This is a genomic window from Mucilaginibacter gracilis (assembly GCF_003633615.1).
Classification (GTDB): Bacteria; Bacteroidota; Bacteroidia; order Sphingobacteriales; family Sphingobacteriaceae; genus Mucilaginibacter; species Mucilaginibacter gracilis.
Window position 1 is genome coordinate 4115539 of the sequence record NZ_RBKU01000001.1, and the last position, 14380, is coordinate 4129918.

9 protein-coding genes are annotated in these 14380 nt (G+C 43.5%); all 9 read left to right on the plus strand.

Going from position 1 to position 14380, the window contains the following annotated elements; all coding sequences use genetic code 11:
• The first annotated feature begins 5 nt into the window (after nt 1-5).
• The 9 genes from BDD43_RS18320 to BDD43_RS18360 all read left to right on the plus strand — a co-directional run bounded on the left by BDD43_RS18320 (nt 6) and on the right by BDD43_RS18360 (nt 14354).
• Nucleotides 6-1595 (plus strand): RagB/SusD family nutrient uptake outer membrane protein, encoded by a 1590-nt coding sequence (locus tag BDD43_RS18320; RefSeq protein WP_121199034.1) that lies wholly within the window; start codon nt 6-8, stop codon nt 1593-1595.
• 25 nt (nt 1596-1620) lie between these two features.
• Nucleotides 1621-2745: a SusE domain-containing protein gene (locus tag BDD43_RS18325; protein WP_121199035.1), complete on the plus strand. Its 1125-nt coding sequence runs from the start codon at nt 1621-1623 to the stop codon at nt 2743-2745.
• A 132-nt stretch (nt 2746-2877) separates the two neighbouring features.
• On the plus strand, nt 2878-5307 hold the full coding sequence (locus BDD43_RS18330) for a glycoside hydrolase family 31 protein (protein ID WP_121199036.1): 2430 nt from the start codon (nt 2878-2880) through the stop codon (nt 5305-5307).
• 4 nt (nt 5308-5311) lie between these two features.
• Nucleotides 5312-7165 carry a glycoside hydrolase family 13 protein gene (locus tag BDD43_RS18335; protein ID WP_121199037.1) on the plus strand — a complete coding sequence of 618 codons (1854 nt, stop codon included), beginning with the start codon at nt 5312-5314 and terminating at the stop codon, nt 7163-7165.
• A gap of 6 nt (nt 7166-7171) precedes the next feature.
• Entirely contained in the window at nt 7172-8605 is a 1434-nt protein-coding gene (locus tag BDD43_RS18340; protein WP_246001654.1) for an MFS transporter, read from the plus strand.
• Between the two features lie 40 nt (nt 8606-8645).
• Nucleotides 8646-10550 (plus strand): alpha-amylase family glycosyl hydrolase, encoded by a 1905-nt coding sequence (locus tag BDD43_RS18345; protein ID WP_121199038.1) that lies wholly within the window; start codon nt 8646-8648, stop codon nt 10548-10550.
• 4 nt (nt 10551-10554) lie between these two features.
• Nucleotides 10555-11604 (plus strand): glycoside hydrolase family 53 protein, encoded by a 1050-nt coding sequence (locus tag BDD43_RS18350; RefSeq protein WP_121199039.1) that lies wholly within the window; start codon nt 10555-10557, stop codon nt 11602-11604.
• A 255-nt stretch (nt 11605-11859) separates the two neighbouring features.
• Nucleotides 11860-12981: an AI-2E family transporter gene (locus BDD43_RS18355; protein ID WP_121199040.1), complete on the plus strand. Its 1122-nt coding sequence runs from the start codon at nt 11860-11862 to the stop codon at nt 12979-12981.
• A 137-nt stretch (nt 12982-13118) separates the two neighbouring features.
• On the plus strand, nt 13119-14354 hold the full coding sequence (locus BDD43_RS18360; RefSeq protein ID WP_121199041.1) for a BamA/TamA family outer membrane protein: 1236 nt from the start codon (nt 13119-13121) through the stop codon (nt 14352-14354).
• Nucleotides 14355-14380 lie beyond the last annotated feature (26 nt).

Sequence of the window (14380 nt, forward strand, 5' to 3'; positions counted from 1 at the left end):
AAGGAATGAAAAATACAATACTGAAAAAATCCTTGTTACTGCTTGCCACTACCGGATTTTTATTTTCATGCTCAAAAGATCTGAACAGATCACCAATTAATACAACTACCGATGCTGTGGCATTTAGTACATCCCTGGGTTACAAACAGGGCCTGGCTAAAGTTTACAGTGCCTTCGCCACAACTGGAAGCAGCGGTTCGGGATCGGGAGATATTGCGGGTATAGATGCAGGAACATCCGACTTTATCCGTTTATATTGGAATGCCGAAGAACTACCTACCGATGAGGCTGTTTGTATCTGGAATGACCCGGGTGTGCCCGATTTTCATAACAACAACTGGACATCTAACAATTTGATATTGTTAGGCTTGTACAACCGCAGTATTTATCAGATAACGTTGGCAAACTCGTTCATTAACGAGTCGTCCGACGATAATTTATCTGCACGTGGCATTACCGGCAGCGATGCTACCAATGTTCGTTACTACCGCGCCGAAGCACGTTTTTTGAGGGCTTACCAATACTGGGTATTAATGGATATGTTTGGCAATCCGCCATTTGTTACCGAAGCAACACCAATTGGTAAAACGCTTCCGCCGCAAATTAGCAGAGCTGATCTTTTCACTTACATTGAATCGGAACTGAAGGCTATTGACCCCTTATTAGTAGCACCTGCAAAAAATGAATATGCACGCGTAGATCAGGGTGCCGACTGGGCCTTGCTTTCACGTATGTATTTAAATGCGCAGGTTTATACCGGTACAGCCCGGAATACCGATGCTATTACCTATGCAAGCAAAGTTATAGCTGCGGGCTACTCATTAAACCCGGTTTATAAAAACTTATTTTTGGCCGATAACAATGTAAATAACCCCGAAGTTATTTTGCCTATTGCTTACGATTTGGTAAATACACAAAATTACGGCGGTACTACCTTTATCATCAACAGTTCGGTAAGTGGCGCAGAAGGGCCGGCCAATTTTGGCGTGCCGGGAGGTGGTTGGTCTGGTAATCACACTACCGAGGCTTTACCAAATATATTTGGCGACTACAGTGGTGCTACAGATAAACGCGCTATGTTTTATACCACTGCCCCTACAACAAAAAACACTACCGATGTTACATCATTTACTTCGGGTTTTGCGGTAACTAAATTTAGCAACTTAACTTCTACCGGGGCTACTTTACCAGGGGCGAGTGTTTATTGTTCAACCGATTTTCCGTTATTCCGTTTAGGCGAAGTTTATTTAAATTATGCTGAAGCTGTTTTACGTGGAGGTACAGGCGGCACTACTACACAAGCATTACAATATTTTAATGCGTTGCGCACGCGCGCTTATGGTGGCCCATCGGGTAATGTAACCACCATCACGTTAAACGATGTTTTAAACGAAAGATCACGTGAGTTATACTGGGAAGCAACCCGCAGAACAGATTTGATCCGTTTCGGTAAGTTTACGGGAGGCTCTTACCTGTGGCCATTTAAAGGAGGAGTACTTAGCGGTACAGCAATTCCTGATTTCCGCGCCCTATATCCTTTGCCCGCAACAGATGTTACGGCCAACCCAAATCTTAAACAAAATACAGGCTACTAATTTTTAACCTAAAAAAATTATTAAAATGAAATCATTTTTAAATAAATTATTAGCTGTTAGTAGTTTAACGCTACTTGTGCTATCGTCATCATGTAAAAAAGACGGCACCATAGTAACTGCTACAAATGGCACCGGGGGCACGCTTACTTCATCCACAAATACTTTGGTGTTAAATAGCGCAAAACTTACAGATGTAAGTACCATTATTACTTTCAATTTTACCCAGGCCAGTTATGGTTATCAATCGGCAATAACCAACACATTGCAGATAGATGCCGCCAGTGATAATTGGGCTAACCCCTACACCGTAGCATTAGGTACTAATGTGTTTACGCAGGCCTACAACACTCCCGATTTTAATGCCATTATGTTAAAAATTGGCCTTAAAGGCGGAGTGGCCGGCCAGGTTAATGTAAGGGTAAAAAGCGCTATTGGTACCAATACTTTTGTATACACCAATATAGCAGCATTAACTATTACACCGTTCAATTTAAAATCGTGGTTATATACGGTAGGTGCTTTTCAAGGGTGGAACATTAATGGAACAGATAGTTTATACTCTGCAACAAGTAATAATATCTATATCGGTATCGCCAATTTTACTGCAGGTAACAATCAGTTTTTGGTGGTACCTAAAAAAGGTAGTTATGATAATAAATATGCTACCAACGATGCTATCAATGTAACGAGCAGCAACGTAGCGCAAGGTGGAGGAAATAATTTTTCGGCTCCAACAGTGGCAGGGCAGTATTTGGTAACCCTAAATTTGAATACCAATAAAATTACATTTGCACTAGTAGATTACTACACCATTATTGGCGACGCAGCACAAGGTTGGGGTACCGATGTTGCAATGAAGTATGTAAACGATGGCAACAGCAACTGGGCGGTAACGCTGCCATTGCTGTCGTCTGGTTCGTTTAAAATAAGGGAAGATGTCGATTGGACCTACAGTTGGGGTATCCCGAAAGCAAATACTGACGGATATGGTATAGCTAATACGCTAAACAGAACAAGTAATGATAACATCACCATTACTTCGAGCGGTAGTTACGCAGTTACATTTAACGCGCCAATAACTTTATACACAACAACGCCGCCGCCTGCACCGGCTTCTACAACGGCAACGTATAGTGTGGTAAAACAATAATTTTTTTAACTGACCTCATAATGCCAACTAACCCGCAAGCAATTGCGGGTTAGTTTTAACATCCGGCTTAAATGAGCCGGTAATTACTTAGCAACGGGTTAACTTATATGGCCTGTTATTAACGCACCTATAATGAACATCAAACAATCCGGCTTTTTAGTATTTTTATTAGCCCTTGCATCAATAAGCACCAATGCCCAGGTTAAAAGTGTGGGTAAGGTAACCAGTGTAAATATTCACAATCAGCAGGTGGATATTGTTACCGATAATGCCTTTGCTACCATAAGTGTATACAGTGCCAATGTTATCCGTGTGCGCATTGATAAACAACAGCTCGCTGCCGATTTTTCGTACGCAGTTATTCAAACCCCACAGCAAACCAAAGCTGCCATTACCCAAAATGCTCAGGAAGTGGATATTGTTACCGATTCATTACATGCGCGTATCACCAAAATACCTTTCTTAGTAACATTTTACACGCCTGATGGTAAAGTAATCAATCAGGACGAAACCGGCTTTACCACCTCGTGGGTAAACGAATCGGTTACTACCTACAAAAAAATGCAGGACGGCGAACGCTTTATCGGCTTAGGCGAAAAAACCGGTAATCTCGACCGTAAGGGAAACGGTTACACCAATTGGAATACCGATTCGTTCGGCTATGCCACCAATGCCGATCCTATTTATTCTACTATTCCATTTTATATCGGTATTCATCACGGTATCAATTACGGTATCTTTATGGATAACACCTATCAAAGCGATTTTAACTTTGGTGCAAGTAATAACCGTTTTTCATCATTTGGCGCTCGTGGGGGCGAAATGAATTATTACTTCATCTATCATACACATATAGCTGATATTATTACATCGTACACTGCACTTACCGGGCGCATGAAAATGCCGCCGTTGTGGAGCCTCGGGTATCAGCAAAACCGTTACAGCTATTACCCGGAAACCGAAGTTTTCAGAATAGCGGGCACCTTACGCGAAAAGAAAATTCCTGCCGATGGCATTACGCTGGATATTCATTACATGGATCATTACAAGGTATTCACCTGGGATAAAAACCGTTTCGCCGACCCTAAAGCCATGAACAATAAGCTCAAGGATATGGGCTTTAAACTTACCGTAATTGTTGACCCAGGCGTTAAGGTTGAAAAAGGTTATGGCACTTACGAGCGCGGGTTAACTCAAAATATATTTGCCAAATACCCCGATAGTACCAATTACAGCGGCGAAGTTTGGCCGGGCCTATGCCACTTTCCGGATTTTACAAACCCTAAGGCCCGTGCCTGGTGGGGAACCGAGATGAAAAAATATGGCGACGACGGCATCAGCGGTATCTGGAACGATATGAACGAGATTGCCACCTGGGGCCAAAAAATGCCTGATAATATTATTTTTGATTACGACGGCAAAAAAGCATCTAACCTGCAAACACACAACGTTTACGCATTGCAAATGGCCCGTGCCAGTTATGATGGTGCAAAGGCGGCTATGGGTAAGCGTCCGTTTATTTTAACGCGTGCGGGTTACGCCGGTTTGCAGCGTTACTCAGCTATCTGGACGGGTGATAACCGATCAGAAGACAGCCACATGCTGTTGGGCGTGCGTTTATTAAACAGTTTAGGTTTAAGCGGCGTAGCCTTTACAGGGATGGATATTGGCGGTTTTACCGGTAACGCAACGCCATCGTTGTTTGCTAAATGGATTCAGATTGGCGCATTTAATCCATACTTCCGTAACCATACCGCAGTAAATACAAAATCTGCCGAACCATGGACGTTTGGCGAAGAAGTTTTGGAGATATCTCGAAACTATATTAACCTGCGTTACAAATTGCTTCCGTACCTGTACTCTACTTTTTACGAAGCAACACAAAACGGCCACCCGGTTATGCGCTCGCTGGCTATTGATTATACGTTCGATCAAAATATTTATAACGAGCAGTTTCAAAACCAATACCTGTTTGGCAGCGCATTTTTAGTAATGCCTTTTGAGGGCGACGCTAAATTTGGCAAAGTATATTTCCCGCAAGGCAAATGGTACGATTTGTATAGCGGTGCAGTTCAAACCGGTGGCGAAGAAAAAATCATTCAGCTATCGTCAAACAAACTGCCGGTGTATGTTAAACAAAGCAGTATTATCCCAATGCAATCGCTGGTGCAGTCAACCTCGCAAAAACCTACCGATACCCTGGTGGTAAATGTTTACCAGGGCGAAATACCAAACAAATATGTTTACTACGAAGACGACGGCGAAAGCTACGCTTACGAAAATGGCAGCTTTTACAAACGTACCATAAGCTACGATCCGGCTAAAAAAGCCATCACTTTTGATAAAGTTGAAGGGTCGGCAGCATCTAAATTCAATAACATTAAGCTGGTTTTACATGGCTTTGGTGCAACAAATAAAGGCGACTGGAATGACGATTTTGCATCGTACCTAACACCCATATCCAAATTTGACCCACAGGGCAATGCTAACGCGGCTGAGGGCGAAAAGGTAAAGAGTATGGTGATAAAAAATAGCAGTGCCCAGTTTACTATCAATTACTAAACAAATGAAATTAAGGTTATCTACAGGTTTGTTATTTGTTTTAATATCGGCAAGGGTGTTTGCGCAGCTACCCGCTTTAGAACGTGTTGAGCCTGCCTTTTGGTGGGCCGGAATGAAAAATCCGAAATTGCAATTAATTGTTCATGGCGATAAGATAGCAGAGCGTACGGTTAAACTTACCTACGCTGGTGTAAAGTTAACGTCGGTACACCAGGTTGAAAACCCTAACTATTTGTTTCTTGATCTGGAAATATCAGCCGCAGCCAAACCCGGTACTTTCAACATTGTATTTACCAAAGCAGGAGCCAGGGATTTAACTTACAAATACGTATTGAACCAACGCGACCGCTCGGCTAACCGCGCGCAGGGTGTTACCAGTAAAGACTTAATTTACTTATTGATGCCAGATCGTTTTGCTAACGGCGATCCATCAAACGATGTGGTAAAGGGTATGCGCGAAACCGGTTTAAACCACGATTCGATGTACTCACGTCATGGCGGTGATATTCAGGGTTTGATGAATCATTTGGATTATTTGAAAGAATTGGGCATTACCACTGTTTGGATGACTCCTGAAATTGAGAACGACGAACCTCATGCATCATACCACGGCTACGCCGTAACCGACCATTACAAAACCGACCCGCGTTATGGCACCAACGCGCTTTACAAAGCCTATGTAGAAAAATGCCACAGCATGGGTTTAAAGGTTATTAAAGATTTGGTACACAACCACGCCGGTACCGAAGGGTGGACTATTACCGATATGCCCATGAAAAGCTGGGTACACCAGTGGCCAAAATATACAAATTCTAACTTTAGATATACCGCACTCACCGACCCTAATGCCCCGGCAAGTGATCGTAAACAAATGCTTGATGGTTGGTTTGACCGCCGTATGGCCGATATGAACGAGAGTAACCCTTACGTACAAAATTATTTAACTCAAAACCACATTTGGTGGGTGGAATATGCCGGTGTTGATGGTTTCCGTTTGGATACTTACCCTTATAACGACCCTGCTTATATGGCCGACTGGGCTCAAAAAGTAAAGGCCGAATATCCGCATTTTTCCATTTTTGGCGAAGTGCTTGATTCGCAGGTTGCCTTCGAAGCTTATTTTACACAAGGTAATACCGTTAACCGTGGTTTTGATACACACCTACCCGGCATTACCGATGCTGCTTTAAAAGATGCTATAGCCGAAGCACTTAACGGTAAGGATAGTTGGGATGGCGGCGTTAACCGCCTGTACTCAACCTTGGCGCAAGATTTTATGTACCAAAACCCGATGCGCAATTGTATTTTTTTGGATAACCATGATATGAGCCGTTTCTTTTCGGTAGTTAAGGAAGATTTCGATAAATATAAATCGGGTATGGCCATGTTGTTAACCATGCGCGGCATTCCGCAGCTTTATTATGGCGATGAGATATTGATGACAGGCTACTCCAATCCGGATGGTTTGGTACGTGCCGATTTTTCGGGAGGCTGGCCGGGTGATAAGAGTAATAAGTTTACGGCTGCCGGGCGTACCGATAAAGAGAACGAGGCTTTTAATTATGTTAAAACGTTAGCCAATTATCGCAAATCGTCATCGGCAATACAAACCGGTAAACAAATGCAATATGCCCCGCAAAACGGAATTTACGTTTACTTCCGCTACGATGCTAAATCCACAGTGATGATAGTATACAACAGTAACGACAAAACTTCAACCCTCAATACCGATCGTTTTGCCGAACGCACAGTTGGCTTTGGCAGCGGCGTAAATGTAGTTACAAAAGATAAGGTTGCATCAATAAATGAACTGACGATACCGGCCAAAACTACCGTGGTTATCGAACTGAAAAAATAAAGCATCATGACAGGCAACCAAATACAGGCAAACGTGATAACGGACCAGAATTTTACCCTTACCGAACCCGGAATATCGCCGATAAGGAAAGTTATGGAACGCCCAAAACTTACCTTTTGGCAAATATTTAACATGAGCTTTGGCTTTATGGGTATTCAGTTTGGTTTTGCGCTGCAAAATGGCAACGCATCGCGCATACTGCAAACCTTTGGTGCCGATGTTGAGCATTTATCGCTTTTTTGGCTGGCCGCGCCCATTACCGGGATGATTGTTCAACCCATTATAGGCCATTACAGCGATCAAACCTGGAACCGTTTAGGCCGGCGTAAACCCTACTTTTTAGTGGGCGGTGTTTTGGCGGCACTGGCGTTGGTTTTTATGCCAAACGCATCAATGCTGTTGTTTTTGCCTCCGGTGATCATTGGGGCAGGGGTGTTAATGATTATGGATGCATCGTTTAACGTAGCCATGGAACCTTTTAGAGCTTTAATTGCCGATAACCTTCCCGATAGTCAGCGTGGTTTGGGTTTCTCGGTACAAACTTTTTTAATTGGTTTGGGTGCGGTATTGGGTTCATGGTTGCCCTACATATTTTCGGAGTGGTTGCATATATCAAAAACTGCGGCGCCGGGCCATGTGCCAAACAACGTTATTTTCTCTTTTTATGTGGGCGCTTTCGCTATGATTGCCTGTTTGTTGTGGACAGTGCTACGCACCAAAGAGTTTTCGCCGCAAGAATATGCCGCGTTCCAACCCCAGGAAGTTGACGCGCACGAGCCCAAAGGTATTTTAACCATATTTACCGATTTTGCAAACATGCCGCGCACTATGCGGCAGTTAGGCCTGGTTCAGTTTTTTTCGTGGTTTGCGTTGTTTTCTATGTGGGTATTTGGTGCGCCTGCTATTGCACAGCATGTTTACCACGTTTCTGCAAAGGATACTACATCCGCCACCTTTGCCGATGCCGGTAACTGGGTAGGCATTTGCTTTGGTATTTATAATGGTGTATCGGCTGTTTACGCTTTGGTACTTCCGGCTATTGCCCGGGCCACCAGTCGTAAAATTGCACATGCATTTTCGCTAATAGCGGGCGGGGTAGGTTTACTTTCTATCTTTTTTATACAAAACCCAACTACGCTCATCATATCAATGGTAGGTATAGGTTTGGCATGGGGAAGTATTTTGGCTATGCCTTATGCTATTTTATCGGGTTCTATCCCTGCCAAAAAAATGGGGGTATATATGGGCATATTTAATTTCTTTATCACCTTCCCTCAAATTATAAATGGCTTTTTTGGCGGGTGGATAGTAAAAAGCTTTTTTGGTGGACAAGCTATTTATGCCATTGTATTGGCTGGTATATTTATGCTTTGCGCCGCTATATCGGTACTATACGTTCAGGACGACACGGATGTAATGTTTAAGCAAACTGCGGCATAACAAATGGTAAAACAATTTTAATAAAAAACATCAAACCAAAATGAAAATAAAATATTTTATACTGGCCAGCGCAATAGTTATTGCCGGCCTTGGCTGTAAAAAATCGGTATCAGATGATGGCACTGGTACCGGTGGCGGAACCGTAGTAGTAGCCAATGGTAAAGCACTACCTGCCGGAGCGGTTGATGGTGTTACTTATCTTAATTCGGGTACGTCGGCCATATTCAACATATACGCGCCTAACAAAACTTCGGTTAGCCTTATCGGCGAGTTTAACAACTGGCAGCCAACAACCATGAACCAAACTCCCGACGGCACACGCTGGTGGGTACAAATAGATAACCTTGATGCCAGTAAAGAATATGCTTATCAGTACTATGTTGATAACAAACTGAAAGTGGCCGACCCCTATACTGAAAAAATTTTAGACCCCGATAACGATAAATATATTGGTGCCGATGTTTACCCTAACCTTAAAGCATACCCTACGGGCTCAACAACCGGTATAGTGAGTGTATTACAAGGTGCGCCAACCGCTTATAGCTGGAAAAACACGACTTTTACCCGCCCGGATAAAAAAAGACTGGTTATTTATGAATTGCATGTGCGCGATTTTTTGGCCGCCCACAATTATAAAGCCTTGAAAGACACCCTTAATTATTTAACCAATTTGGGTATAAATGCGGTTGAACTGATGCCTGTTAACGAATTTGAGGGCAACGACTCGTGGGGGTATAACCCTGATTTTTATTTTGCTGCCGATAAATATTACGGTACAAAAAATGATTTGAAAGCCTTTATTGATGAATGCCACTCGCGCGGCATGGCAGTGATACTAGATATGGTATTAAACCATTCGTTCGGCTCATCGCCAATGGTACAATTATATTTCGACCAAACTACGCAAAAGCCTTTAGCATCAAGCCCCTGGTTTAATGTTGATGCTACGCACCCTTACAACGTAGGGTACGATTTTAATCACGAAAGTGCGGCTACCAAATACTTTGCTAAAAATGTGATGAAGTTTTGGATGACCGAGTATAAAATTGATGGTTATCGTTTTGACTTGGCCAAAGGCTTCACACAAAAAAATAACCCTACCGATGTAAACGCATGGAGTGCTTATGATGCCAGCCGCGTAGCCATTTGGAAAGATTATAACAACTACATTAAAAGTGTTGATGCCAATAACTTTTATGTGATACTGGAGAACTTTGCTTCCGACCAGGAAGAGCGTGAAGAATCTGCCGAAGGCATGATGCAATGGAACAACCTCAATTATGCTTACAACGAGGCTACAATGGGTTGGGTGTCAACATCCGATTTAACACGGTCCTTCTTTGCGAGCCATACCTTTACCGCACCCGATAACCTGGTTACTTACATGGAAAGCCATGACGAGGAACGCCTGATGTTTAAGAACGAGAACTATGGCAATGCAAGCGGTAGCTACAGCGTAAAAACAATGGCTACAGGTTTAAAACGGCAAGAAATGGCGGCGGCTTTCTTTTTAAGTATTCCGGGGCCTAAAATGATATGGGAGTTTGGCGAACGCGGTTATGATATTAGTATTGATAATGGTGGCCGCCTAAGCGATAAACCCGCGCATTGGGAATACATGGCCGATCCGTTGCGAAAGGCATTGTACACCGCTTACTCCAAGTTTGTTAAAATGAAGATCAAGAACGATGTTTTTAATACATCGGCGGTACAATATGTGGCAACTGGCAGCATCAAATCAATGAGTTTAACGGGTACAGGTACCAATGTTTTGGTGGTAGGTAACTTTGATGTAGTACCGGCAACCGGGGCGGTAACATTCCCCTCAACGGGCACTTATTATGATTACGTTAGCGGCACAAGCATTACCGTAGCAACAGCATTAACCAGTTTAACCCTCCAACCGGGCGAATACCATATTTACAGTTCGGCCAGATTAAACTAACGCCATGCAGAGTATGAAATGCCTCTTGTTTTTATTGCTCATAGCCACCACAGGTTGTGGTAAAAGCGGTAGCAATACCGATACTACCGCGCAAACTACTAACACTGCAACCATTGGTTTACCATCAACCTTTGCCAAAGGGGCCGATGTGGGCTGGCTTACGCAGATGGAAGCCACAGGTTATAAGTTTTATAACAGCAGCGGCGTTCAGCAAGATTGTTTGCAGATATTGAAAGATAAAGGTATTAACGCTATCCGTTTACGGGTTTGGGTTAACCCAACAGATGGATGGTGCAATAAAGCCGATGTACTGGCAAAAGCCATCCGCGCAAAAAATATGGGTTTCCGCATCATGATCGATTTTCATTATGCTGATTCGTGGGCCGATCCTGGCAAGCAGCCTAAACCTGCGGCATGGGTAGGGCAGGATATTAATGCGCTTAAAACATCGGTTTATAACCATACACTTGATGTGCTTAACACTTTGCAAGCCAATAACATTACCCCCGAGTGGGTACAGGTTGGTAACGAAACCAACGATGGCATGCTTTGGGAAGAGGGCCGGGCATCAAAATCAATGGCTAACTTTGCCGCGCTAATTAATAGCGGTTGCTCGGCAGTAAAAGCGGCAAACAGCAGCATTAAAGTAATTGTACATATTTCAAACGGTTTTGATAATTCACTGTTCCGTTGGATGTTTGACGGCTTAAAGGCAAACGGTGCCAACTACGATGTGATAGGCATGTCGCTATATCCCAGCACCACCAATTGGGCCGATTTAGATAACCAGTGCCTTGTTAATATGAACGATATGGTTAGCCGTTACGGCAAGCCGGTAATGATATGCGAAATTGGTATGGACTATGCTTCGCCAACCACTAGCAAGGCCTTTATTACCGATATGATAACCAAAGTAAATTCGGTAAGTGGCGGTAATGGGCTTGGCGTATTTTATTGGGAACCCGAATGCTACAACTGGCAGGGATATAACTTGGGAGCCTTCGACCTATCGGGCAAACCCACCGTGGCTATGGATGCTTTTTTGCTCAAGTAAGGTAAGCCTTAGCTAAAAATAAGCTTTTTTAAGCTAAAATTGGGGAGATGTAAAGTAACCCGCCAGGGTTTTTTACATCTCCCCAATTTACAATATCAATAACTGTTTTTTTTATAGCGCAATAGTTATTGCAGTCTCATTTTAAAAATCTCCGCGTTTTACCTTAAAGTATTTAGTTTGTTGGGCGAACAATAGTGTTCGAAACCTGTTAAAGGGAGTAATTATCACTCAATCTTTAAAAAAAACACCAACGCTATGGTACGCCTTAATATCAAAGACGCCCCTTTTTACAAACAAAGCACTACGGTGCTAATTGGTATTATCGCCTTAATTTATGCCTTTTCGGTGTTGGCGGATATTTTGATTCCGCTGGCTTTTGCCGCGTTTCTTGCTGTGTTACTTAATCCGCTCAGTAACTGGCTCCAGCGGCTAAAGATGCCGCGGGTACTGGCCATTTCGCTCGCGCTGCTTATCGCCATTATTTTGGTGGCCGCGTTGTTTTATTTCCTGTCTACCCAAATGATGCAGTTCGGCGAATCTCTGCCGATGCTAAAACAAAAATTCTCAGAAATATTTGCCAACCTTAAAGTTTGGGTAAGCCAGCACCTAGGTGTAGCCGAGAGCAAGCAGGACCAAATGGTAAAGCAAGTAATAAACAGCAGCCAGACTTTGGTAGGCAAAACCTTAAACAGCCTTTTAGGCATATTGGGTATTGTGGTACTGCTGCCGGTTTACATTTTTTTTATGATGCTGTACAAAACCTTGATTCTCAATTTCCTGTTTGAGGTATTTGCCGAAGAAAACTCTAAAAAGGTAAGCGAGGTACTTGTTGAAACAAAGGGTGCCATACAAAGCTATATTGTGGGCTTGCTGATTGAAACGCTGATAGTTGGTGTCATGAATTCGGTGGCACTTTTACTGCTTGGCGTTAAATACGGTATTTTAATAGGTAGCCTGGGGGCAATATTAAATCTCATTCCTTACCTTGGGGGTATCATTGCCATTGCGCTGCCCGTATTAATGGCTACCGTTACCAAAGACGGCTTCTCCACACAAATCGGTGTCATAGCTGCCTATAGCATCATTCAATTTATTGATAATAATATACTTGTACCGCGCATTGTTTCGTCCAAGGTGCAAATTAATGCGCTCATGTCAATCATTGTGGTGCTTTTGGGCAACCAGCTTTGGGGAATACCTGGTATGTTTTTATCAATCCCTTTTGTTGCCGTGTTGAAAATTGTTTTTGATAGGATAGACGAATTGAAACCCTGGGGTAAATTGCTTGGCGATAACATTCCTACCAGGCACATGGGCGACCGATGGCGCGACCGCAGGAAGAAAAAAGCGGTATTACCTCAAGACCAGGTAACGTAGCCGGAGGTGCGTCATTCCGCCTCAGTTTGTCGCGCAATTGTCAAACTCCGCGCTCTGGTTAGGTAGGGCAAAACAGTTGCGGCGTTTCGCCTGTATGTTAAGTGTTTTTATAGTTTATTCCCAATTTATCCTTTATCATGCCGTTAAAAAAAACTTTATTATTGCTTTGCCTCTTGCCGTCGGTGCTTTTTGCACAAAACGCATCTGATATAATTCCTGTTAATAAAACGCTTAACGATACTTCGGAGCAGCGCGATTTGATTGACATTGCTAAAAAAATAGTGCATATCGAGTCCAAGCCGGTAAAAGATGATAAAGACAAGAAGTACTTTTTTTCGTTCCTGCCGATAGGGGCCAACGTTCCCGGCGGTACGGGCCGGGCATTAATTACCAGCACTACGGCGGGCGTATATTTAGGGCCGCGTAAAACAACAAATTTGTCGAGTGCTTCGTTTGCGCCTTATTGGAATCTGGGCGATCGGTTTGGTTTACCTTTACGTACCAGTGTTTGGCTGCCGGGAAACACCTGGACAGTACAGGGTGATGTTCGTTTTTTGCGCTATCCCCAAAATTCGTGGGGTTTAGGGAGTTCTCGTGGTAACGACGACGAAACGCAAATTAATTACGAATACATCCGCTTTTACCAGGCCGCACTTAAACGTATTACACCCTATTTTTTTGCGGGGGTAGGTTATAACCTCGATTATCACTTCGGCATCGGCCCGGATGATCCGCAGGTTGATTTGGCTAAATTTACAGGTTACAACAATGGCATTGCCGGCAGTTCCGTTTCCAGCGGCATTAGTTTAAATGCCGTTTACGATACCCGCAGCAAATCGCGTAATAACGATATTAACCCCATGCCCGGAGCTTATGCCAGTATTGTTTACCGTATTAATCCCACATTTTTGGGGAGCAATAATTACTGGCATTCCCTATATGTCGATCTGCGGAAATATGTCTCCATGAATCCGGCACGGCCAAATCAGCAAAATACACTGGCTTTTTGGGGATACCTGTGGACGGTTTTTGATAGCAACGCCCCTTATCTGGATTTGCCGAGCCTGGGTTGGGATCCTTTTAACCGCTCAGGTCGCGGGTTCGATCAGAACCGCTACCGTGGCAAGTCTTTAGCTTACCTGGAGGCAGAATACCGCCGCGATATAACTAACGATGGCCTTTTTGGTTTCGTGGTATTCACCAACGCCAATTCGGTAAGTGGCTCGGGCACCTTTTTAACTTCGTGGCACCCGGCTGTTGGTAGCGGTTTGCGGGTTAAATTTAACAAAGAATCTCAAACCAATATCGGTGTAGATTATGGCGTGAGCAAAGGTTACAGCTCTTTCTCCGTAAACCTGGCCGAAGCCTTTTAAATGTCCTTAATGCTAATTTTCGACTG